The 22,416-nt window shown below is 57.8% G+C and carries 18 protein-coding genes; 8 read left to right on the top strand and 10 right to left on the bottom strand.

Going from position 1 to position 22,416, the window contains the following annotated elements; genetic code table 11:
* Positions 1-11 precede the first annotated feature (11 nt).
* The 3 genes from ACYAC5_RS02025 to ACYAC5_RS02015 all read right to left on the bottom strand — a co-directional run bounded on the left by ACYAC5_RS02025 (position 12) and on the right by ACYAC5_RS02015 (position 2,717).
* Positions 12-1,223, bottom strand: a complete 1,212-nt coding sequence (locus tag ACYAC5_RS02025) for an MFS transporter (RefSeq protein WP_277974416.1) — start codon at positions 1,221-1,223, stop codon at positions 12-14.
* 112 nt (positions 1,224-1,335) lie between these two features.
* Positions 1,336-2,226, bottom strand: coding sequence for a LysR family transcriptional regulator (locus tag ACYAC5_RS02020; RefSeq protein WP_309836209.1), 891 nt, complete (start codon positions 2,224-2,226; stop codon positions 1,336-1,338).
* Between the two features lie 122 nt (positions 2,227-2,348).
* Positions 2,349-2,717: a helix-turn-helix domain-containing protein gene (locus tag ACYAC5_RS02015; RefSeq protein WP_101762352.1), complete on the bottom strand. Its 369-nt coding sequence runs from the start codon at positions 2,715-2,717 to the stop codon at positions 2,349-2,351.
* Positions 2,718-2,882: 165 nt separating this feature from the next.
* Between ACYAC5_RS02015 and ACYAC5_RS02010 the strand changes: the two genes are divergently transcribed.
* From ACYAC5_RS02010 to ACYAC5_RS02000, 3 genes are all read left to right on the top strand, one after another.
* Positions 2,883-3,542: a response regulator gene (locus tag ACYAC5_RS02010; RefSeq protein ID WP_008105599.1), complete on the top strand. Its 660-nt coding sequence runs from the start codon at positions 2,883-2,885 to the stop codon at positions 3,540-3,542.
* Entirely contained in the window at positions 3,539-4,897 is a 1,359-nt protein-coding gene (locus ACYAC5_RS02005) for a sensor histidine kinase (RefSeq protein ID WP_137384992.1), read from the top strand. The genes ACYAC5_RS02010 and ACYAC5_RS02005 overlap by 4 nt, the downstream gene beginning before the upstream one ends.
* Before the next feature lie 388 nt (positions 4,898-5,285).
* On the top strand, positions 5,286-6,152 hold the full coding sequence (locus ACYAC5_RS02000; protein ID WP_101762354.1) for a nucleoside-specific channel-forming protein Tsx: 867 nt from the start codon (positions 5,286-5,288) through the stop codon (positions 6,150-6,152).
* Positions 6,153-6,274: 122 nt separating this feature from the next.
* On the opposite strand, the gene yjdN is transcribed toward ACYAC5_RS02000, so the two are convergent.
* Positions 6,275-6,706, bottom strand: a complete 432-nt coding sequence (gene yjdN, locus ACYAC5_RS01995) for a VOC family metalloprotein YjdN (protein WP_280172360.1) — start codon at positions 6,704-6,706, stop codon at positions 6,275-6,277.
* 78 nt (positions 6,707-6,784) lie between these two features.
* Entirely contained in the window at positions 6,785-7,687 is a 903-nt protein-coding gene (locus tag ACYAC5_RS01990; RefSeq protein WP_101762356.1) for a LysR family transcriptional regulator, read from the bottom strand.
* A gap of 113 nt (positions 7,688-7,800) precedes the next feature.
* Here ACYAC5_RS01990 and ACYAC5_RS01985 point away from each other — a divergent pair, with 113 nt between their 5' ends.
* The 4 genes from ACYAC5_RS01985 to ACYAC5_RS01970 all read left to right on the top strand — a co-directional run bounded on the left by ACYAC5_RS01985 (position 7,801) and on the right by ACYAC5_RS01970 (position 13,843).
* Positions 7,801-9,114, top strand: coding sequence for an amidohydrolase (locus tag ACYAC5_RS01985; RefSeq protein ID WP_309836216.1), 1,314 nt, complete (start codon positions 7,801-7,803; stop codon positions 9,112-9,114).
* A complete protein-coding gene (locus ACYAC5_RS01980) occupies positions 9,111-10,556 on the top strand; it encodes a M20 family metallopeptidase (protein ID WP_462062327.1) in 1,446 nt (481 codons plus the stop codon). Before ACYAC5_RS01985 ends, ACYAC5_RS01980 begins: the two co-directional genes overlap by 4 nt.
* A 148-nt stretch (positions 10,557-10,704) precedes the next feature.
* Complete coding sequence (gene abgT / locus ACYAC5_RS01975; protein WP_462062326.1) at positions 10,705-12,225, top strand: p-aminobenzoyl-glutamate transporter; 1,521 nt, start codon at positions 10,705-10,707, stop codon at positions 12,223-12,225.
* A 190-nt stretch (positions 12,226-12,415) separates the two neighbouring features.
* Positions 12,416-13,843, top strand: a complete 1,428-nt coding sequence (locus ACYAC5_RS01970) for an MFS transporter (protein WP_309836221.1) — start codon at positions 12,416-12,418, stop codon at positions 13,841-13,843.
* Positions 13,844-14,032: 189 nt separating this feature from the next.
* Here the strand turns inward: ACYAC5_RS01970 and ACYAC5_RS01965 are convergent, their stop codons facing one another.
* From ACYAC5_RS01965 to ACYAC5_RS01955, 3 genes are read right to left on the bottom strand one after another with little or no spacing between them, the layout of a single operon-like run.
* Complete coding sequence (locus tag ACYAC5_RS01965; RefSeq protein ID WP_101762363.1) at positions 14,033-15,352, bottom strand: c-type cytochrome; 1,320 nt, start codon at positions 15,350-15,352, stop codon at positions 14,033-14,035.
* A gap of 11 nt (positions 15,353-15,363) precedes the next feature.
* The gene (locus ACYAC5_RS01960; protein ID WP_192412642.1) at positions 15,364-17,148 is read right to left on the bottom strand and encodes a GMC family oxidoreductase; all 1,785 of its coding nucleotides are present in this window, start codon (positions 17,146-17,148) and stop codon (positions 15,364-15,366) included.
* A gap of 2 nt (positions 17,149-17,150) precedes the next feature.
* Positions 17,151-17,885, bottom strand: coding sequence for a gluconate 2-dehydrogenase subunit 3 family protein (locus ACYAC5_RS01955; RefSeq protein WP_101762365.1), 735 nt, complete (start codon positions 17,883-17,885; stop codon positions 17,151-17,153).
* Positions 17,886-18,181: 296 nt separating this feature from the next.
* Between ACYAC5_RS01955 and sbmA the strand changes: the two genes are divergently transcribed.
* Positions 18,182-19,417, top strand: a complete 1,236-nt coding sequence (gene sbmA / locus ACYAC5_RS01950) for a peptide antibiotic transporter SbmA (protein ID WP_280172355.1) — start codon at positions 18,182-18,184, stop codon at positions 19,415-19,417.
* Positions 19,418-19,574: 157 nt separating this feature from the next.
* Here the strand turns inward: sbmA and ACYAC5_RS01945 are convergent, their stop codons facing one another.
* Positions 19,575-21,215 (bottom strand): dihydroxyacetone kinase subunit DhaK, encoded by a 1,641-nt coding sequence (locus ACYAC5_RS01945; RefSeq protein ID WP_192412647.1) that lies wholly within the window; start codon positions 21,213-21,215, stop codon positions 19,575-19,577.
* Positions 21,216-21,337: 122 nt separating this feature from the next.
* Complete coding sequence (yncE, locus tag ACYAC5_RS01940) at positions 21,338-22,390, bottom strand: 7-bladed beta-propeller protein YncE (protein WP_192412649.1); 1,053 nt, start codon at positions 22,388-22,390, stop codon at positions 21,338-21,340.
* Between the last annotated feature and the right edge of the window lie 26 nt (positions 22,391-22,416).

The raw sequence follows: 22,416 nt of genomic DNA, 5'->3' as shown, positions 1-22,416 counted from the left end.
CGCCCTACATGTTAGGTTTTACGCAGCACTCGCGCGTTCAGCAATGCGCACAGCGCCATGATCACGCAGGTCGCCAGAAACACCGGACGCATACCAAACGCGCCGCCAATAAAGCCGCCGAACAGCGGACCTGAAACCTGGCCGACATACTGCGCCGAGGTTGAATAACCCAGCATCTTGCCCACCTGCGACTGCGGCACGCTGTGACGAATCAGCGCGGTGACGCACGGCATCAATCCACCCAGCGCCATGCCCATCAGAAAACGCAGCACCACCAATTGCCACGCTTCGCGGATAAACGCCTGCGGGATCAGCAGCAGCGCGCAGGCTATCAGCCCATACACCAGCACGCGACCATGCCCGACGCGATCGGCCAGCCGTCCCAGACGCGGCGCGGAAATAATGCTGCCGAGCGCGGCGGCGGCCATCACCAATCCGGCGGTGACGGTGATGGCGTGATCGCCGTTAACAAACTGGCCGATATACAGCGTGATGATCGGCTCAATCGACATATTGGCGAAAATCAGCAGCATGCCCGACAGCAACATTAGCCGCACCACGGGCAAATTGAGTGACTTCGCATCGTCAGCAATCTTCTGTGGGGTTTTCTTGCCAGAGGAGCGCGGCACCTCTTTCAGCAAAAAGGTGGTTGCGAGGAAGGCGAGGAAAATCACCGCGCCGGTCAGCCAGAAGGTGTGACGAATGCCAATCAGCGGCGGCAATACGCCGCCCAGCAGCGGCCCCACCACGTTGCCGGCCATAATGCCGGATGACAACACGCCGAGCGCCCAGCCGGTTTGTTCTTTCGGCGTTTGCGCCGCCACCAGAATGGTCGATCCCGAGGCGTAGCCGCCGAGCAAACCCGCCAGCAAACGCAGCGCCACCAGCTGCCACGGCGCGGTGGCCATACCAATCAGCGACATGGCAATCGCCATGCCGAGGCTGGCGCGGATCAGCATCAGTTTGCGGCCATAGCGATCGGCCAGTTTGCCCCATAACGGCGCGGTCAGGGCGGCGCTGAGGAAGGTGGCGCCGTAGGCCGCACCCGACCAGCGCGCAATCGCCGCCGGTTCCTGCACGCCAAGTTGCTGCACATAGAGCGGCAGAAACGGCAACAGCAGCGTCATCGCCACAATGGTGCTGAACGAACCCAGCACGCAGACACATAAATTTCGCTTCCAGTGTTGCTGTTCGGGCGCTAACGCGAGTGGAGGTTGCTGCATGGTAATATCCCTGTTTTTTGCTTTTTTAGCAGGCTAACAGTGACGCTGCGCAGAAAACAGAGTAGCGCGGATAATTGCCAGGCGGCGCAGCATTGTTGCCAGATAACAACAATTACGCTGTGCCAAGGGTGTTGATTAACGCATCGCACAGTAAGGTGACCGGCGAAGAGGGTTGCGGCTGCTCTTTCAGCAACAGATAGCTGTGCAGGCGGTCCATTTGCCAATCTGATAGCACCTGCTGGATTTCGCCGCGCGCTAAGGCATCTTGCGTCATATAAGCGGGCAGATAAGCGATGCCGGTGCCCGCCAGTGCGGCATTAAGCAGCGCCATACTGTTGTTGGCGCGGAAACGGCTGTGCACATCCAGCGCCAGGCGCTGTTTATCACGGCGAAACGGCAGCGCGGCGGTGTGCGCGGTGCCGTGAAACAGCAGCAAGTCGTGACGCATCAGGCGGTCGGGATGATCGATGGGCGCATGCGCCGCCAGATAATCTGGCGTGGCGTACAAGCCCCAATCAATGCTGGCGAGTTCACGATAATTGGCCGCGTCGGGCGCACGCGCGCGGATCACAATCGCCACGTCGGCGCTGGGTTGCGGGTCATCGCTGGTGGTGAGGTCGAGATCGACGTTGATGTGAATATGGCGGCGAATAAAGTCATTCAGCGTCGGCACCACGCACTGACAGCCGTAGGTGATCGGCGCCTGCAAGCGCACGTTGCCTGCGGGCAGTTGATGTACCTGCTGCACAAAGGCGTCGGCGCGATGCATCTCTTCCAGCATGCGCACGCAGAACGGATAGTAGGCCTGGCCGAGCTCCGTCAGCACCACTTTGCGCGTAGTGCGCTGCAACAGCTTGATGCCGAGGCGCACTTCCAGCCGCGCCACTTCACGGCTGACGTGCGATTTGGAGACGCCTAAGGTGCGTGCGGCTTCGCTAAAGCTTTGCCGTTCCACGACGCGTGCAAACAGCATCATGGCGGAGAGATTGTCGCTGTTATCCATGTTCTCTGGCAGTTAAGAGAGTGAGAACAGCAGCTTAAAAGCAAAAGGCGTCATTAGTCCATCAGCGTACATTTCGTAGCGGCGCGATGAATTGCGCCGCTACGAATGCGCATAGGCATACATCAACTCGCCATCGCCAATGGGAACAATAAACGATCCGGCTCAACGCGACGCTGGCGGCGCAGCTGGCCTGGCGTCACCATGAAGTAGTTTTTGAAGGTGCGAGTATAAGCCTGCTGCGTATCGAAGCCGTAACTCATCGCCACCTGCAAAATCGCCTCATCGCTGTTAATCAGCGTCAGCGCAGATTCGGTTAACCGGCGCTGGCGAATGTACTCGGCCAGTGAAAAGCCGGTGTGCTGACGGAACAGACGTTGCAGATGCCAGCGGGAGTATCCCGAGCGGCGTGCGACTTCATCCAGATGCAGATCGTGCCCTAAGTTATTCTCTATCCAGTCCAGCAAACTACGGATAAATTCGCGCTGATTCATGGGATTCTCCTGCGTTGGCAATATGTCCAGTGCCGCCACAATAGCGCGTTAAATTTATCCCTTAATTAGCAGAAAATTAGCGCAGAATTAGCAAGCGGGAAAACGGGTATAATTCTGGCCTAATTATCTGTCGCTACACTGCGTTCAGTTAAGTTGGAGGGCATCATGCGTGTGCTGCTGGTAGAAGATGACGAAATGATTGGCGCGAATCTGCAGCAAGCGCTGGAAGCGGCAGGTTGGTCGGTGGATTGGGTACGCGACGGCGTGTATGCCAGCAATGCCTGGGCTGAAGGCGGCTATACCTGCGTGTTACTGGATCTGGGCTTACCGCGTGAAGATGGCCTGCAGGTGCTGCGCCGTGCGCGCACGCGCGGCGACATGACGCCGGTGCTGGTGCTCACCGCCCGCGATACCGTGCAGCAACGTATTCAGGGATTGGACAGCGGCGCCGACGACTATTTGCTGAAACCCTTTGATCTGCAAGAAGTGCTGGCGCGTATGCGTGCCATTACCCGCCGTCGCCACGGTGCAGCAGATTCTCTGCTCGGCAGCGGCGATGTGCAGATCGACATCATGACGCGCGAAGTGCTGTACAAAGGCCAGCGCGAACAGCTCACCGCACGCGAATATGCCCTGCTCTACGCCTTGCTGGAGCGGCCGGGCGCCATTCTTTCGCGCGAACAGTTAGAAAACCGCATTTACGGCTGGGGCGAAGAGGTCAGCAGCAACGCGGTGGATGTGCTGATCCACGGTATGCGTCGCAAACTGGATAACGAAGTGATCCGCAACGTACGCGGACTTGGCTGGCGGGTACCGGCAATATGAAACCTTTCACCTTTATGCGCTCGCTGCGTAACAAGCTGCTCGCCACGCTGGTGATTCTGCATCTGGCGATGATTGGCGGCGTCACCTGGTATTTCTATCACTGCTACGGCGACATGATGGGCACCATGAAAGACGACCAGCTCGCCAAGATCGCCGATGCGTGGGCCAGCAGCCAACGTATGCCGGCCCTAATGCCGATGGTGATGCATGAAGAGAAACTGAAAAGCACCTATATCGTCCAGTTGTGGGACGAAAGCAATCATCTGCGCGCCAGCTCCTGGCCGGGCCTGCATGCGCCATTGCAGCTGAAAAAAGGCTGGACCGATTTGAAAGTCGGAGACTGTGGCGACGACTGCGAATGGCGTGTCTATACGCGACCCGGCGAGCTGGGCAGTGAAATTGGCAACATTCAGGTACTACACAATATCGGCTACATGAAAAGTATCATGGTCAAGCGAGCGCTCTCCGCCATCATTCCGCTGGTGCTGATGATGCCGCTCTCACTGATTGTGATATGGCTGGTGGTGCGTGCTATTACGCGCGATTTACGCGTGGCGTCGCGCCATATCGCCGCGCAGGAAACCCTGCATCCGCATAGCGTTTCACCTGATGGTTTACCGGATGAAGTGCTGCCGCTGGTGGCAGCTTACAACGCCTTGCTGGATAGACTGCGCGCGGCCTGGTCATCACAGCGCCAGTTCCTTGAAGATGCGGCGCATGAGCTGCGCACGCCGGTCACCGCCGTGACTTTGCAGCTGGAGAATCTGCGGCAACATATCCAACCCGGTGAAGCCAGCCGCCAGTTTGACCAGCTGGAAGCGGGCGTGACGCGCACGCGCCATCTGGTGACGCAGCTGCTGAATATCTCGCGTCAGGAAGATCAATCGGTGGTCGCCACAGTGGAAAGCATCGAACTGGACGACCTGCTGAAAGAGAGCATTGAGCAGCTGATGGTGGTGGCGGATAAGCGCGGCATCGATATCGGCTTCAACGGCACCACACACTATCGCCTGCACGCCAGCCGCTCCGATCTGCGCAGCCTGTTCGATAACCTGATTGGCAATGCGATGCTGCATACGCCGGAAGGCAGTTTGGTCGATGTGCTGCTGCATCGCGTCGGCAATCACACCGTGGTGGATATCGTCGATAACGGTCCCGGCATGGCGGAATCCTTTATCGAGCGCGCCTTTGACCGCTTCACCCGTTCGCCGGATGTGCAGGCGCAAGGCAGCGGACTGGGCTTGTCGATTGTGCGCAGCGTAGCGCAGAAACATCAGATGCAGGTTGCGCTATCGAACCGCCACGATCCGCAGGGCCAGATTGCCGGCCTGCAGGTACGCGTGACATTGCCATAAACTTCACCGTGCCGTAGCGGCGCAATGTATTGCGCAAAGTTGCTGTGGGCACGGTGCGACATCAAAACAACGCGATAAATCGCGCCGCTACATCCTTTCCCTACATCAATAACTTTCCCTGCTGAACGCGACACGTAAACGGTTGCGGGGTTCCGTTCGCTACACGGGGTTAATGTGATAGCGATCACATTTCCAGTGAATCAAACTGCAACACTTTTTGACAAACGTGACCAAAATCTATTTTCTATGCCTCTGTTACAGGCACATTACGCAAGCTTGAAAATCTGGCGATGCAGACCGGATACGACAACTCACTGCCCATCCCCTGGGATCAATTTCACCCGATCGCGGCGACGGCCCGGCGATCAAAAGCATGTGGTTAACAATAATGAAATATAAAGCGTTGATAGCAGGGGCCTTATTGGCCAGCAGCTGGACTGGTGCGGCACAAGCAGCAGACAGCGATCCGCAGTACGTTTCTGACTGGTGGCATCAGAGCGTGAACGTGGTGGGCAGTTACCACACCCGTTTTGGACCCCAGTTCAACAACGACGTGTACCTGGAATATGAAGCCTTTGCCAAAAAGGATTGGTTCGATTTCTATGGCTACCTCGATCTGACCAACTTCTTCGGCGTGGGCAACAGCAACGCTAACGGCGTGTTCGACCACGGTTCGCCGATGTTCATGGAAATTGAGCCACGTTTCTCCATCGATAAGCTGACCGGCACCGATCTCTCTTTTGGTCCGTTTAAAGAGTGGTACTTCGCCAACAACTACATCTATGACATGGGTCGCAACAGCGATAACCGTCAGAACACCTGGTACATGGGTCTTGGCACCGACATCGATACGCACAGCGATATCGGCCTGTCGCTGAACGTTTACGCTAAATACCAGTGGGAAAACTACGGTGCGGCGAACGAAAACAGCTGGGATGGTTATCGCTTTAAGGTGAAATACTTTGTGCCGATTACCGATCTGTGGGGCGGCAAGCTGAGCTATATCGGCTTCACCAACTTCGACTGGGGTTCAGATCTGCGTGATAAGTCCGATCGTTCACGCACCAGCAACTCGATTGCGTCCAGCCACATTCTGTCGCTGAACTACGATCACTGGCATGTTTCTACCGTGGCGCGTTATTTCCACAACGGCGGCCAGTGGGCTGACGGCCAGGAGCTAAACTTCGGTAACGGCCCGTTTGAAGTGAAATCAACCGGTTGGGGTTACTATTTGGTGGTGGGTTACAACTTCTAAGTTGTTGGTTTCCCTCACCCCGGCCCTCTCCCGCAAGCGGGCGAGGGAGTAAATAGGCTCGATCTGTTCCCTCTCCCACCTGTGGGAGAGGGTTAGGGTGAGGGCCAGCGCGCACCCTCTACTCAAATCTGCGGCTTATACGCATTCACCATCCACGGCACGCCGAACTTATCGGTCAACATACCAAAGCCATTGGCCCAAAACGTCGGTGCCCAGCTTTTCGTCACCTCACCGCCCACTGACAACGCATCAAACCAACGCTTGCCCTGCGCCTCATCCGGCGTGGATAAACTCACGGCAAAACCGCCATACGCCGCCTGCGGTGCGCCGTCACTCATCATCAATTCACCCTGCCCGATACGCAGATGGGCATGCATGATCTGCTCCGGCGAAAAGCTCACGCCCGAGATACAACCTTCATCCTCCACCGGCGTTTCATCCGGCATATCGCCATAGGTCATCTTGAACAGCAGCTCGCCGTCGGTGGCGTCGAGGTAGAAGGCAATCGCCTCTTCGCAGCGACCGCTGTAAAACACATACGGGGTAACTTGCATGGTCTGTTCTCCATAAAGGGAATGTCCACAGCAAGTGTAGTGCGCATTATTTAATCGGTTGCGAGCCGGGCCGCACTCTTACCTTTGCTGACAGTAGCGCCGGAACAGCTGCGCCATGTAGGCACTCATCGGCGTCAACGCGGTGTCTTTGCGCTGAATAAGATAGAAAGTGGCTTTCGGTAAAGGTTCGTCGAGAACGAGAGAAATCAGCTGGCCGCCGTGTGTAGGATCTTCAATCACGTCGCGCGAAATAATGCTGACGAAATCGCTCTGCGCCACCAGGCTGGTGCAGGCCATAAAGGTCTCGCAGGTGACGACGATTTTCGGCGCCATGCCGCGCTCGCCAAACAGATCGTGTAGCAGCCGATAATAGCTGCCTTGCGGTGTCGGCATGGTCCAGTCGCAGTGTTGCAGCTCGGCCAGCGTGCGCGCATGCGCCATCGGATGCCCTTTGCGCATCACCACCTGATAATCGCGCTCCATCAGCCGTTCAAAAACTAACTCCTGATCGAGATGATTTTTATCGTAGGTATTGATGGTGAAATCCAGCTCGCCCTGACGCAGTTCATGCACCATCGAAACCAGCTGACCTTCAACAATCCGCACCTTGACCAGCGGATATTCGCGATGAAACTGATTGATCACCTGCGGCATGACGGTGCGCGCAATACTGCCACCCACGCCGATGTTGACGCGCCCGCCGGCCAATCCCAGCCGCTGCTGAATATCTTCCTGCGCCACCCGCAACTCTTCCAGCACCAGGCTGGCATGCTTGAAAAAGTTATCACCGATATCAGTCAGCGTAACGCCCTGCTGTCGCCGCTCGAACAGGCGCGCGCCCAGCGCCAGCTCCAGTTCCTGAATCGCTTTGGTCAGCGCAGGCTGTGAAAGCCCGGACAAGCGGCTGGCGGCGCGGATGCTGCCCTGACGCGCCACAGCAACAAAAGCGCGCAACTGATGAAGTTTGAGGTTCGCAGACATAGTTTGGTGATAACCATTGTTTATCAGTAGCAAGATATTCGCATCTTATGCGCGGCAAAACCAATGTGTAGATTCGGATAAATGCATAAAAAACCAACACAAAGGAAATGCCGATGAAAACCCTTTCTGACCTCGTCAACGCGCGCATCCCGCAGATGCAGGCCTGGCGACGCGATCTGCACCACTTTGCCGAATCGGGCTGGCTGGAGTTCCGCACCGCCACGTTGGTGGCTGAAGAGCTGCATCGTCTTGGTTATCAACTCAAGCTGGGCCGCGAGGTGATCGATGCCGACTCGCGCATGGGATTGCCCTCTGATGAAGTGCTGGCGCAGCAGGAAGCGCGCGCGCTGGAACAAGGCGCGCTGCCGCAGTGGATTAAACACTTCTCCGGCGGATTTTGTGGCGTGGTCGCTACACTGGAAACCGGTCGTCCCGGCCCGGTGATGGGTTTCCGCGTAGATATGGATGCGCTTGATCAGAACGAAAGTCGCGCCGCCGATCATCTGCCAACGCGCGAAGGCTTTGCCTCCTGCAATCCCGGCATGATGCACGCCTGCGGTCACGACGGCCACACCACCATCGGCCTGGCGCTGGCGGGCGTATTGATGGAGATGAAAGCGCAGCTGAGCGGCACCATCAAAATCATTTTCCAGCCAGCGGAAGAAGGCGTGCGCGGTGCGAAGGCGATGGTGGCGGCCGGCGTGGTAGATGATGTCGATCTGTTCACCGCCATTCATCTCGGCACCGGCGTGCCCGCCGGCGAAATCGTTTGTGGCAGCGACAGCTTCCTCGCCACCACCAAACTCGATGTCAATTTCACCGGCGTTGGCGCACATGCTGGCGGTAAACCCGAAGAGGGCCGCAACGCCCTGCTGGCGGCGGCGCAGGCCACGCTGGCGCTGCACAACCTGCCGCAGCACAGCGGCGGTGTGGCGCGCGTCAACGTCGGCGTATTGCAGGCCGGAACCGGACGCAACGTGGTGCCCGACTGCGCGCTGATGAAAGTGGAAACGCGCGGCGTCAGCAACCAGGTTAACGACGATATCTATCAGCAGGCGCTGCGCGTGATTGGCGGTGCGGCGGCGATGTACGGCGTGGAATATGAGGTCAAGCTGATGGGCGGCGCGCGCAGCTGCACACCGAGCCCGCCGTGGGTGGCGTTCATCCACCAGCAGGCCGAGGCGCTGGGCATTTTCACCTCAGTGGTCGATACGAAACAGCAGGCGGCGGGCTCGGAAGATGCCACTTACATGCTGGAACGCGTGCAGCAGCGCGGCGGCCAATCCTCCTACGTGATTTTCGGCTGCGATCTGGCGGCGGGCCATCACAACGCGAAGTTCGATTTTGACGAAGCGATCATGGCGACCGCGGTGCAAACGCTGGCGACGCTGGCCCTTAATCACGCACAGTTTGGAGGCCAGCGATGAGCCACAGCGAATTTATAGATCGCTACATCAATCAAAATCAGCCGCGTTTTGCCGCCCTCAGCGATGCCATCTGGGACATACCGGAAACCCGTTTTGAAGAGACAAAGTCCTCCGCACTGCTGGCCGATGCGCTGGAGCAAGAAGGTTTTCGCGTGGAGCGCGGCGTCGGCAACATCGATACCGCGTTTATCGCCAGCATTGGCAGCGGCAAACCGGTGATCGCCATTCTCGGCGAGTTCGATGCGCTGGCCGGTCTGAGCCAGCAATCGGGTTGCGCCACGCCGCAGCCGCTGGTGGAAAACGGCAACGGCCACGGCTGCGGACACAATCTGCTCGGCACCGCCGGTTTGGCCGCCGCTTTCGCCATCAAAGCCTGGTGGGCGGAACACGGCCAGCGCGGCACACTGCGCTTCTACGGCTGTCCCGGCGAAGAAGGCGGCTCCGGCAAAACCTTTATGGTGCGCGAAGGCTTGTTCGACGATGTCGACGCGGCGGTGACCTGGCATCCCGAAGGTTTTAGCGGCATGTTCAACCTCAGCACGCTGGCCAATATTCAGGCCGCCTTCCGCTTCAAAGGCGTGGCGGCGCATGCGGCCAACTCACCGCATTTAGGGCGCAGCGCGCTGGATGCGGTGACGCTGATGAACACCGGCGCCAACTTTCTACGCGAGCACATCGTGCAGGAAGCGCGTCTGCACTACGCGGTGACCAATGCCGGCGGCGTCTCCCCCAATGTGGTGCAAGCCGATGCCGAAGTGCTGTACCTGATTCGCGCGCCGCAGCTCGATCAAGCGCAGGATATCTATCAGCGCGTCATCAACATCGCCAAAGGCGCGGCGCTGATGACCGACACGCAGATGACGGTGCGCTTCGATAAAGCCTGCTCCAATTACGTGCCGAATCGCGCACTGGAAAGCGTGATGGAGCGCTATTTGCATCAGTTTGGTTTGCCTGACTACAGTGATGCGGAACAGGCGTTTGCCGCCGAGATGCGCTCCACGCTAAGCAAAGACGATCTGCGTAACGCACGTCTCAATGCGGCGCGCACCGGCGGTGAAGCGGGCGTTGCCTGGGCAGCGGCGCTGGGCGACAAGATTTTGATGGATGAAGTGGCGCCCTATGCAGTGACGCGCGAGATCCTTTACGGCTCAACCGACGTTGGCGATGTGAGTTGGGTGACGCCCACCGCGCAATGCTTTGCGCCCTGCTTCGCCTTCGGCACGCCGCTGCACACCTGGCAGCTGGTGGCGCAGGGCCGCACGTCGATTGCGCACAAAGGCATGTGTCTGGCCGCCAAAGTGATGGCCGCCACCGCGCTGACCTTGCTGCAGGATGACGCGGCGCTGGCGCGCTGCCGCGACGAGTTCCAGCGCGTACGCCGCGAGCAGCCTTACGCCTGCCCGATTCCAGCAGATGTCACACCGTCGAAGTTAACGTCCTAGGATTTACCTCTCGCGTTTATAAACGCGGGCAAAAAAAAATATAAAAACTAAAGCCCAAAATACTTCGAGCTGCACGCAGCCAACGCACCTGCAGCTCGAAGTATGAAGGGCTTGCAAACACAATAAGACGACTAACGAGGATTGATCTATGGAAGCCACCACGGAGAACCGCAGCCCTGGAAAGCTGTTTAGCTGGATAGAACGCGTCGGCAACAAAGTGCCGAACCCGTTTTTACTGTTCGTCTATTTGATTGTGGTGCTGATGGTGGCCACCGCCGTGCTCAGCAGCCTCGACGTGGCGGTGAAAAACCCGGCCAACGGCGAGCTGGTGCGGGTGAATAACCTGCTGAGCGTGGCAGGGAATCAATGGATCCTGCCCAATATCATCAAAAACTTCAGTGGCTTCACGCCGTTGGGATCGATTCTGGCGCTGGTGATTGGTGCTGGCCTGGCGGAAAAAGTCGGCCTGCTGCAGTCGCTGATGGTGAAGATGGCTTCGCGCGTGAGCCGTCGCTACGCCAGCTACATGGTGCTGTTTATCGCCTTCTTCAGCCACATTTCGTCCGATGCCGCGCTGGTAGTAATGCCGCCGCTCGGCGCGCTGATCTTCCTCGCGGTGGGACGTCATCCGGTGGCGGGATTGATGGCGGCGATCGCGGGCGTGGCGTCCGGTTTTACCGCCAACCTGCTGATTGTCACCACCGACGTGCTGCTGTCCGGCATCAGTAGCGAAGCCGCCAAAGCGGTGAGCGACACCGTACACGTTAGCGTGATCGACAACTGGTACTTTATGGCCAGTTCGGTGATTGTGCTGACCATCGCCGGTGCGCTGCTGACCGACAAATTTGTCGAGCCGCGCCTGCCCGCGTGGAACGGCGGCAATAGCGATCGTCTGCCGCCGCTCACCGCACTGGAGAATCGCGGCCTGAAAGCCGCCGGCATCGCCGCATTGGTGTTTATCGCGCTGATGGCGCTGCTGGTGGTGCCGGAACACGCGCCGCTGCGCAATCCAAAAACCGGCGGCATTATTCCGTCGCCGTTTATTCAGGGCATTGTGCCGATCATCATCCTGTTCTTCTTTGTGGTGGCGATTGCCTATGGCGCGGTAACCAAGCAGATTCGCCGCGCGGATGATATCCCGCAGCTGCTGGTGGATCCGATGAAGAGCATGGCGGGCTTTATTGTGATGGTGTTTCCACTATCGCAGTTCGTGGCCTTCTTCAACTGGAGCAACATGGGCAAGTTCATGGCCATTGGCCTGACCGATGTGCTGGAGAGCGCGGGCATCAGCGGTGCACCGGCGTTTATGGGCTTGATGTTCCTGTCGGCGTTCCTGTGCATGTTTATCGCCAGCGGATCGGCGATCTGGTCGATTCTTGCGCCGGTATTTGTGCCAATGTTTATGCTGCTTGGCTTCCATCCGGCGTTTGCCCAGATGATTTTCCGCATCGCCGACTCTGCGGTGTTGCCGCTGGCACCGATGTCGCCGTTCCTGCCGCTGTTCCTCGGCTTCCTGCAGCGTTACCAAAAAGATGCGCAACTGGGCACCTATTACGTGCTGATCTTCCCCTATCCGCTGGTGTTCTTCACCACCTGGATTGTGCTGCTGCTGGCGTGGTACGCGCTGGGTTTACCGATCGGTCCCGGCGTCTACCCAAGCCTGCACTAAGCCTGCGCCACGGATGGCGATCACTTTTCTGTGAACTGCAACATATGTTGCCAAAATGTCACCGTCCTGCCTCTCGGCAACTCTCAGCGAATTTATTATCCTGCTATTCCTTCGCTTGCTAACGGTTAATTATTTTTAAAACCCATCTCAGCCGTCAGCGGGTTCTGCAAACACCGAGGTATACATAATAATGACAACCATCACGTCGACAGGGATGGCGAACGATCACATGAGCGCGGATCGCCGCACCTTAGCCGGGCGCATTGATGCGCTGCCCTCGTCCGCCGGTCTCTGGCGCTTTATCACGCTGCTGGCGCTGGGCGGCTTCTTTGAGCTCTACGATCTCTTTGAAACCGGCTATATCAGCTCCGGCCTGGTGGCGGCGGGCGTGTTTCATACCGGTTCTGCGGGCGTGTTCGGCATCGCCGACCAGGCCGCATTTGCCTCGGCCACCTTCCTCGGTTTGTTTGTCGGCGCGAGTTTGCTTGCGCCCTACGCCGACCGTTTTGGTCGCCGCCTGACCTTTATGTGCGCGCTGGCGTGGTACGGTGCGTTTTCGCTGCTGATGGCGTTCCAGCAGAGCGCAGAGATGATTATCCTGTTCCGCTTCCTGGTCGGCATTGGCCTCGGCGTCGAGCTGGTGACCATCGATACCTATCTTTCCGAATGGGTGCCGGCGCATCTGCGCAGCCGCGCGTTCGCCTTCTCCTTCTTTATCCAGTTCCTGTCGGTACCGACGGTGGCGCTGATGTCGTGGTGGCTGGTGCCGCAAACCATTCTCAGCCTCGAAGGCTGGCGCTGGGTGGTGATCGCCGGTGCGCTCTGCTCGCTGGTGATCTGGCTGATTCGCAAAAACCTGCCCGAATCGGCGCGTTGGCTGGCGCAACAAGGACGGCATCAGGAAGCGCATCAGGTGCTGAGTGCGATGGAAAAGCGCTGTGGTATCGCTTCTCCCCTTCCCCCAGTTGTGGGGGAAGGCCGGGATGGGGGACAGTTCGCACCTGAGCAACCTAAGCAAGGGCGTTTCAGCGAGATTTGGGCACCGGCCTATCGCCAGCGCACGCTGATGCTGGTGGTGATGAACTTCTTTCAGGCGATCGGCTTTTTTGGCTTCGGCAACTGGCTGCCGGCGCTGCTGTCGGGCAAAGGCGCCACCGTCACGCACAGCCTGCTGTATGCGTTTTTCATTACGCTGGCCTATCCGCTCGGCTCGCTGATTTGCAGCCGCTACGCCGATAAGCTCGAGAATAAATGGCAGATCGTGTTTTCATCGCTGATGACGGTGGTGTTCGGCACGCTGTTTGCGTTTATGACCAATCCGGTGCTGATGATCATCTGTGGTTTCCTGATCACTTACAGCAATGCATGGCTAACCTTCAGCTATCACGCTTATCAGACTGAAATTTTCCCGACGCACATTCGCGCCCGCGCGGTGGGTTTCTGCTACTCGTTTAGCCGCCTGTCGACGGTGTTCAGCAGTATTTTGATTGGCCTTATTTTGCAGTATGCCGGCAGCCAGGGCGTGATCGCCTTTATCGTGCTGAGCATGCTGATTGTGATGCTGTCGGTGGGGATTTACGGGCCGAAAACCCGTGGGATGGATTTGGAGAATATTTGAGGGTTGAGCGTGCTGGCTGTTCCAGATCGTGCTGGCTGTCCCAGATCGTGCTGGCTGCCCCCCTCCTCGGTCCTCCCCCATAAATGGGGGAGGAAGATGCTGCAAAATGTGAGTTTGGAAGCTGCATGAGGCAACGTCTCCTTCCCCCACTTGTGGGGGAAGGCCGGGATGGGGGACAGCGAGCAAAAACTACTGCCCTTCCAACACCTTAATATCCGCATTACCCTGCTTCGGCTGCACGGTTTCGTCTTTACGCAACTCGGCCACATCTTTCGCCGACACGCTCGACTTCACGCCATTGCCCCAGCTGCCACGGATAAAGTTCACCACATCCGCCACCTGCTGATCGTTCAGACGCCAGCCGAACGCTGGCATGGTGATCGCCGTAGGTGCGCCTTTCACGCCCGGCAAAGTGCCGCCGACCAATACGATGTGAATCAGCGAGGTCGGATCGTCTGCCATCACCACCGGATTGCCGCGCAGCGCCGGATAGAAGCGCTGATAGCCGCTGCCGTCGGTTTTGTGGCACGCCGCACAGCTATCGACATACGTCGATGCGCCCGGCTGGCTGTCGTCACCTTTCCACAACGCCTGAGACACCGCATCATCCTGCTTAAACACCGCCTGATTCGGATCTTTCGCGCCTAGGGATTTCAGATACTTAGCAATCGCGCTGATATCGTCATCGCTCAGATACTGCAGGCTGTGCTGCACCACATCGGTCATGCCACCGAATACGGCGGTGTGATCGTTGCGGCCAAAGCGCAGGAACTGCCTGAGATCCTCTTCGCTCCAGCGGCCTAAGCCATCGCGGTTATCGCCACGCAGGTTGCTGGCGGTCCAGCCATCAATCGGCGCGCTACTGCCGGCAAGATAGTTGTTGCCTTCGCCGTTGTTGAGCGCTTTTTCCTGCATGGTGATGCTACGCGGCGTATGGCAAGCGCCACAGTGACCGAGACCTTCCACCAGATAGCGACCACGTGCCAGCTGCGGATCTTCCTGTGCCGCCGGCTGGAACGCTTTCACATCCGGCGCAAAGATGCCGCGCCAGATGGACAACGGCCAGCGCATCGACAGCGGCCACGGAATGTCGCTCTCTTTGTTGGCCTGCGCCACCGGCTGCACGCCGTGCATGAAGTAGGCGTAGAGCGCCTTCATGTCGTCATCGCTGACCACCGCGTAAGACGGATACGGCATCGCCGGATAAAGCGTGTCGCCGTTTTTCGCTACGCCGTGACGCACCGCTTTCTGGAAATCGTCGTAGCTGTAGTCACCAATCCCGGTGGTTTTATCCGGCGTGATGTTGGTGGAGTAAATGGTGCCGATCGGCGTCGCCATCGGCAGTCCACCGGCAAACGGCTGGCCGCCCTGCGCGCTGTGACACGCCACGCAGTCGCCCGCGCGCGCCAGATACTCACCGCGCTTCACCAACGCGTCCGAACCTGCTTCGTCCGCCACTGCGGCGAACGTCATGGTGCCCAGAAACAGGGCTAAAATGCTTTTAATCATCGCCGTGTTCCTTATGCCTGTACCAGCGGGCCGGGGTTCTTCAGATACTGTTCACGAATCGCTTTGGCTGACCAATAGGTCAACGCGGCGACCATGCCCGTTGGGTTGTAGCCGAGTCCCTGCGGGAAAGCCGACGCACCTGGCACAAACACGTTCGGCACATCCCAGCTCTGCAGGTAACGGTTCACCGCGCTGGTGTTCGGATCTTCACCCATGATCGCGCCGCCGCTCATGTGCGTGGTTTGATACACGGTGGTGTCGAAGTGCGAGCCCGGCCCTTTCGCGCCGCCGATGATCATTTTCGGGTTCATCGCTTCGGTGATTTTACGCATCTTACCGATCATGAACTGCGCCATCTTGATGTCGTTATCCTGCCAGTCAAAGGTCATACGCAGCAGCGGCTGGCCGTAGGCATCTTTGTAGTTCGGATCGAGATCGAGATAGTTGGCGCGATACGACTGGTGCGCGCCGTGCGCATCCATCGAGATGTGATGGTTGTAGGTATCCGCGACCGCAGATTTCCACTGGCTGCCCCAGTTTGGCGTGCCTTTCGGCGTCGGCAAACCCGAGATCGGCTTGGTACCGGCCTGGTTCACCCAGAATGGCGAACCGCCCACGAAACCGTGCGGACCGTGATCGAAGTTGTCGGCGTTGAAATCGTCCACCGCCACACCTGCGCCACCGGCACCGATAAACGGGTTGGTGGTGGTGTTTTTGTCGAACAGCGCTTTCAGCGTCGAGATGTTCTGATAGGCGAAGTTACGCCCCACCACACCTTCGTTGGAAATCGGGTTATACGGCTTGCCGATGCCGGAGAGCAGCATCAGATGCACGTTGTGGAACTGGAACGCCGACAGGATCACCAGATCCGCAGGCTGCACCACTTCGCGGCCCTGACCATCGAGATAGGTCACGCCGGTGGCGCGCTTTTTATCGTCGGTCAGATTAACGCGCAGCACGTAGGCGTTGTTGCGCAGCTCGAACTTCGGTTCCTGACGCAACGCGGGCAGGATGTTGACGTTCGGCGAGGCTTTGGAATACATGTAGCAGGCGTAACCGCTGCAGAAACCGCAGAAGTTGCACGGGCCCATCTGTGCGCCGTAGGTGTTGGTGTAGGGGCCTGAGGTGTTGGCCGACGGCATATCATAAGGGTGATAACCCACTGATTCCGCCGCTTGCGCGAACAGCTGTGCCGAGTAGGTGCGCTTCTGCGCCGGCAGCGGGAAGTCGCTGGAACGATCTGGCGCGTACGGGTTGCCGCCCTTCTCTTTGCCCAGCAGTTTGCCTTTGATTGACCAGGCGCTGCCCGAGGTGCCGAACACTTTCTCGGCCTGATCGAAGAAGGGTTCCAGCTCGTCATAGTTGACGCCGAAATCCTGGATCGTCATGCCTTCCGGGATGAAGTTTTTACCGTAACGCTGCTCGTAATGGCTGCGCAGGTTCAGTTCTACCGGGTCAACACGGAAATGCACGCCTGACCAGTGCAGACCCGCGCCGCCGGTGCCAGTGCCGGGCAGAAACGCTGCCAGTTGGCGATAAGGTACGGCGGTTTGCGAGGCATCGTGACGAATCGTTACGGTGCTTTTCGACAAATCCTGGAACAGCTTTTTGCGGATGTTATAGGTCAGTTCGTCAATCGACTGCGGATAGGATCCATCCGGATAGGTATCGCGATGCGGACCGCGCTCCAGCGCCACCACATTCAGGCCCGCTTCGGTCAGCTCTTTCGCCATGATGGCACCCGCCCAGCCGAAACCGACGACGACCGCATCCACTTTTTTCAATTCATTTGCCACGCTTACGTCCTCTCCCCGCGAATATCCACTGACGGGAACGGATAACGTTCGCCGCGTTCCACCCAATCCATAAAGTCAGCGCGCGCGCCTGGGAAGCCAATCAGCTTCCAGCCCACCATGCCTTGATTGCCACCGTGGATCGGATCGCTGAAATAGCCCTCGCGGGTGTTTTGCAGCAGGAAGGAGAAGAAGGTTTTCGCCGGCAGCTGCGGGAACTCGGCCGTGCCGCTTTCAAACGCGGTGAGCAGCGCATCCTGCTGTTCGCCCGTCAGCTCGGCAAACACTTTGCCATGCTGTTTTTTGCTCCAGCCATCGGCATCGGCGAGGCCGAGACGGTAGATCTGCTGCGGCACCAGCGGCAGCTGATAACCTAACTCTTTTGGCAGATCGGGATTGAACGGACCTTGCATGTACCAGTTGTTACCGGTGGCATACGGCGTGTTCATTTGACGATCGATAAATTCCGGCACGCCGGCTTCCAGTGCGCCAGGACCGCGTTCGTCGTTGGGGATCAGGCGCGCCACGGCCGCAGTGATAAAGGCAAACTCTTCGGCGGTGAACCAGGTGGGCTGGTAGCTACGCGCCTGTTGTGGTGATGCGTTTTGTTCTGCTGCCCCAGCGGCCATTGGTGCCACCAGTGCGCCCATCGCCGTACTGCCCACCGCCATTGCCGGCGCCAGGGTGATGGTTCTCAGCAGAAAATCCCTGCGAGTGTGACCATTTTTTTGTTCTGACATGACATTGCCTCAGTACCACATATAATGCGGCATGAAAGTTAAGTAGTTGCGTTGTATTGTTTTTTTATTGATAGCTTAAGGGATACAGCAGCACTGTTACCGGTAACAGTACAAATATTGTAACACCATTGCTGTGGATAATTTAGTTGCTAGAAACAAATTCGCACTAATTACTTAACAATTGCCGCTGTCGTTTTACATCGCAGCGGCGAAACTGACATCGTCTGATACAACCCACAACAGACAGATAGAGGTCTGAAGCGGTATAAAAGCGTACACACAACAGCGGAGTGCCTATGTTTAAGTCCTTTTTTCCGCGGCCAACGCTGTTTTTCAGCTCAGCTGCGATTTGGAGTTTAGTCGCGATTTTTGCCTGGTTTGGCTTTTTCAGTGATTTCCCCGCGCGCTGGCCTGCACTCCAGGCGGCGATGCACGAACCTTTGCCAACCAATGCCAGCCGTTTTATTCACATCAGCCAACTGTGGTTTTATGCCTATTACTGGATCGTTGCCGGCCTCTTTGCGCTGGCGTGGCGCGTGATTGATAACCATCCGTGGCAGCGCTGGTCGGTTTGGGGGGCTGCGTTAATCATCTTCATTACCTGGTTTAGCGTGCAGGTGAGCGTGGCGATCAATGCCTGGTACAATCCGTTTGGCAATATGATCCAAAAAGCGCTGAGCAAGGCGAATGCCGTCACTATTGAGGAATTTTACCATCAGCTCACCGCTTTCCTCGGTATCGCGCTGATCGCGGTAGTGATTGGTGTAATAAGCTCCTTCTTTATCAGCCACTGGATATTCCGCTGGCGTACTGCGATGAACAACTACTACATGCATAACTGGCAACGCTTACGCCACGTGGAAGGTGCTGCGCAGCGTGTCCAGGAAGATACCATGCGCTTCGCCGGCACACTGGAAGATTGGGGAGTGAATTTTATTCAGGCGATCATGACGCTGGTGGCATTTCTGCCGGTGTTGGTCGCACTGTCACCCAACGTTAAAGAGGTGCCAATTCTTGGCAATCTTCCTTACGCGCTGGTCATCGCCGCCCTGCTGTGGTCAATTTTTGGTACGGGTTTACTGGCGCTGGTAGGTATCAAGCTACCCGGACTGGAATTCCGCAATCAACGGGTTGAAGCGGCCTATCGTAAAGAGCTGGTGTACGGGGAGGATCATGCCGATCGGGCGGCTCCGCCAACGGTGGCAGAGTTATTTAGCCGCGTACGCCATAACTATTTCCGCCTCTATTTCCACTATCTGTACTTTAATATCACCCGCATTCTTTATCTGCAGGTCGATAATCTGTTCGGACTGTTTTTACTGTTACCGTCGATTGTGACCGCATCCATTACGTTGGGCATGATGAACCAAATTACTAACGTGTTTGATCAGGTGCGTTCGTCATTCCAGTATCTCATTACCTCTTGGTCGACGCTGGTTGAGCTGATGTCGATCTATAAACGTCTGCGCAGTTTCGAGCAGATTTTGCAGGATATTCCACACGAAGAGATGATGCGCGAAGCCGCGGAGTAAGGTGGTAGTGCGGTGCGGTCTGGTGCCCTCACCCCGGCCCTCTCCCACGGAGAGGGAGACGCTGCCAAATGTCAAATATGTGCTCGGTCAGTCCCCTCTCCCGCTTGCGGGAGAGGGTTAGGGTGAGGGTGAGGGTGAGGGGCCAGGCGCACTCTGTTTAACCCGCCAACACCGCAAACACCTTCTCAATCGCATACGCGCCCGGATCTTTCACGCCATCCAGACTCTGCTGGTTCAGATACGCGGAACGCCCCGCTTTGGCGCTCTGCATCTGCGCAGTGGCGTCGGCGCCTTTCTGCGCCGCTTCTGCCGCCGCAGCCAGCGACTCGCCCGCCACTAACGCTTCCAGCGCCGGTTGCAGCGCATCCACCAACGTACGATGACCCGGCTGCGCGCCGCCGTAATGTTTCATGCGCTCCAGCCCGTGCATCAAGGCCTGCGGCAGCGCGCTGCCCTCTTCCAGCTGCTGGCCGGCGCTGGTGAACAGAATTGACATCAACACGCCGCTCGATCCCCCCATCACCGTCGCCAGCTGCTCGCCAATCAGCGCCAGCAAGGTTGGCAGCTCATCCAGCGGCAGCTGTTTTTCCTGCAGGCCGCGCTGAATTTTCTTCGCCCCGGCGGCAAAGGTTGAGCCGGTATCGCCATCGCCCACTTTGGCATCCAGCGCGTTCAGCTCGCTTTCCAGATCGATCAGCGTCTGCGTGACGCTGGCGACGATGCGCGCCACCTCCGCATTCTCAGAGGCATCAAAATCCAGCACGCTGCCGATTTTCTCTGCACGTTGCAGGCTGATCGGCGCAAAGTCATACACCGGCACCCAACCCAGCACCTGAACCGGCGCGTTTAACGCTTCGAGGAACGGCTCCTCCAGCGCCAGCAGCGTCAGCGAAAAACCTTTCATATCCAGCGCGCTGACCAGCGTTGCCGGCCCCAGCAGATGCGTGATGCGCGCCGCCAGCGGCGACTGCAACACTTCACGCGTTAACAGCGCCAGCTCCAGCTGCGAGAAGCCACCGAGATTGTTGATCAGCAACAGCGCTTGCTTGCCGTCCGGCAGCGCCTGCGCCAGTTTATCGGTCATGATGCTGGTGATTTGGCGGCTGTCTTGCGTATCCAGCGTGATTACACCCGGCTCGCCATGAATGCCCATGCCGAGCTCGCTGTGCCCGGGCGCGACGCGCTCATCGCGTTTTTCGCCCGGCACATGACAAGTGGCAAAAGCCAAACCGATGGACGATGTGGCATCAATCGCGCGCTGCGCCAGCGCTTTGACCTCATCCAGCGATTGTCCCTGCTCCGCCGCAAAGCCAGCAATTTTGTGCACCAGCACAGTCCCGGCGATGCCGCGTGGCTGCGGGTTTTCCGGCAGCGCGATATCATCCTGCACCATCACCAGCTCAACTTTGTAGCCGAGGTTTTTGGCTTTCTCTGCCGCCAGTCCGAAGTTAAGACGGTCGCCGGTATAGTTCTTCACAATCAGCAGGCAACCGGCATCGCCGGTGACGTTAACAATGGCGTTCAACACCGCATCGACGCTCGGCGAGGCGAAGATATCGCCGCACACCGCCGCCGTCAGCATGCCTTTGCCGACAAATCCGGCATGCGCCGGTTCATGGCCAGAACCGCCGCCCGAGATCAGCGCCACTTTGCTTTTATCCCAGTCCGAACGCACCACCACGCGAATCTCATCACCGAGATCGAGGCGACTGAGGTTGTGCCACGGCGTACTCAGCAAAACCCCTTCGATGGCTTCGTTAACCAGATCGTTTTTCTCATGCATAAAAAACTGGCTCATTGCATCCTCTCCATTGGTGTTGTCGTCCTACAAGGTAGCGTATGTGCGTAAAGAATAGGCGCAGCGAAGTGCGGAAATGCAAAGGGCGGCACAAGCCGCCCTTTAATTCAGACTATTACCGCTTATAAAGCGATGCGCAGCACGCTATCTGGATTTTTTGGTGGTTCTTTGCGTGAACCCGGCTGCTTGATGCTGACAAACAGGGTTTTGCCATCGGCGGAAAGCGCCAGGCTGTTTGGCAGGCCCGGCGCTTTCACCGTGCGTTTTACCTGGTAACTGCTGGCGTCGATGATGCTGATTTCGCCCGCTTTACGGTGCGTGACGTACAGCTCATCACGATCGGCATTAAACAATACCGCCAGCGATTCCGGCACATCGATCTTGTGGATCACCTGCTGGGTGCGGGTATCCAGCACCAGCACCTGCGGTTGTTTTGAGTCGCTGAGGAAGGCGCGATGGCCTTTGGTATCCAGCGAGATATTGAGGAAGAAGTGATCTTTGTCGCCATCGATTTTCTGACGCTTTTCAATCGCGTTCAGGCGCGTATTGATGGTCACCAGTTCGCCATCGGAGTTAGTGACGTACAGTTTTTGCGCCGCAGAATCGATCGCTAAACCGGTGCCCATTTTGCCGGTGTTCGGCACGGTGCTGATCAGTTGCAGGGTTTTGCCATCCACCACCCACACCACGCTCTGCTCACCGAGGCCAGTGATGTAAACGCGATCGGTCGCCGGATCAACCGCCAACTGGCGCGGCTGCAGCGGACGCACGGTTTCACTGCGCTGACGCCCATCCAGCACCAGCGTGTTGATCACCTTGCCGCTGGTGGCATCCACTGCAGTCAGTGCAGCATCGCGGGTGTTACCGAAATAGAGAATGTTGGTTTTCTGGTTGATCGCCGCGCCAAAGGTCGGCAGATCGGTGTTGATGGTTTGCTTTACCGCCAGATCCTGCGGATCGAGACGATAAACGGTGCCGCCTTTTTTGTCGGTGGTACTCTGCGCGGTCGCCAGGAACAGCGCATTATCGCTGTTGCTGAACGCCAACTCGTAAGCGCCTTTTGAGATCGCCTGGTTCAACGGCTGAGACTCCGCCGCCATCACCGCAGAGGTTGAGAACAGCGCTGTTGCCAGCAGCAGTGGACGCAGCGCCCACGATTTTTTATTCGCCTTCATAACTTCTCCATAGCAAAAACACCGCC

The organism is Pantoea sp. y20, assembly GCF_054903455.1.
This window is presented reverse-complemented; position numbering and strand designations above follow the sequence as displayed.

What these genes read in the sequence shown, in the direction of transcription:
- ACYAC5_RS02015 (WP_101762352.1), bottom strand. Translation starts at nt 2,717, where the DNA reads ATGAATCAGCGCGAATTTATCCGTAGTTTGCTGGACTGGATAGAGAAT.
- ACYAC5_RS02025 (WP_277974416.1), bottom strand. Translation starts at nt 1,223, where the DNA reads ATGCAGCAACCTCCACTCGCGTTAGCGCCCGAACAGCAACACTGGAAG.
- ACYAC5_RS02020 (WP_309836209.1), bottom strand. Translation starts at nt 2,226, where the DNA reads ATGGATAACAGCGACAATCTCTCCGCCATGATGCTGTTTGCACGCGTC.
- ACYAC5_RS01970 (WP_309836221.1), top strand. Translation starts at nt 12,416, where the DNA reads ATGACAACCATCACGTCGACAGGGATGGCGAACGATCACATGAGCGCG.
- ACYAC5_RS01955 (WP_101762365.1), bottom strand. Translation starts at nt 17,885, where the DNA reads ATGTCAGAACAAAAAAATGGTCACACTCGCAGGGATTTTCTGCTGAGA.
- ACYAC5_RS02000 (WP_101762354.1), top strand. Translation starts at nt 5,286, where the DNA reads ATGAAATATAAAGCGTTGATAGCAGGGGCCTTATTGGCCAGCAGCTGG.
- ACYAC5_RS01985 (WP_309836216.1), top strand. Translation starts at nt 7,801, where the DNA reads ATGAAAACCCTTTCTGACCTCGTCAACGCGCGCATCCCGCAGATGCAG.
- abgT (WP_462062326.1), top strand. Translation starts at nt 10,705, where the DNA reads ATGGAAGCCACCACGGAGAACCGCAGCCCTGGAAAGCTGTTTAGCTGG.
- ACYAC5_RS01980 (WP_462062327.1), top strand. Translation starts at nt 9,111, where the DNA reads ATGAGCCACAGCGAATTTATAGATCGCTACATCAATCAAAATCAGCCG.
- ACYAC5_RS02005 (WP_137384992.1), top strand. Translation starts at nt 3,539, where the DNA reads ATGAAACCTTTCACCTTTATGCGCTCGCTGCGTAACAAGCTGCTCGCC.
- ACYAC5_RS01945 (WP_192412647.1), bottom strand. Translation starts at nt 21,215, where the DNA reads ATGAGCCAGTTTTTTATGCATGAGAAAAACGATCTGGTTAACGAAGCC.
- sbmA (WP_280172355.1), top strand. Translation starts at nt 18,182, where the DNA reads ATGTTTAAGTCCTTTTTTCCGCGGCCAACGCTGTTTTTCAGCTCAGCT.
- ACYAC5_RS02010 (WP_008105599.1), top strand. Translation starts at nt 2,883, where the DNA reads ATGCGTGTGCTGCTGGTAGAAGATGACGAAATGATTGGCGCGAATCTG.
- yncE (WP_192412649.1), bottom strand. Translation starts at nt 22,390, where the DNA reads ATGAAGGCGAATAAAAAATCGTGGGCGCTGCGTCCACTGCTGCTGGCA.
- ACYAC5_RS01965 (WP_101762363.1), bottom strand. Translation starts at nt 15,352, where the DNA reads ATGATTAAAAGCATTTTAGCCCTGTTTCTGGGCACCATGACGTTCGCC.
- yjdN (WP_280172360.1), bottom strand. Translation starts at nt 6,706, where the DNA reads ATGCAAGTTACCCCGTATGTGTTTTACAGCGGTCGCTGCGAAGAGGCG.
- ACYAC5_RS01990 (WP_101762356.1), bottom strand. Translation starts at nt 7,687, where the DNA reads ATGTCTGCGAACCTCAAACTTCATCAGTTGCGCGCTTTTGTTGCTGTG.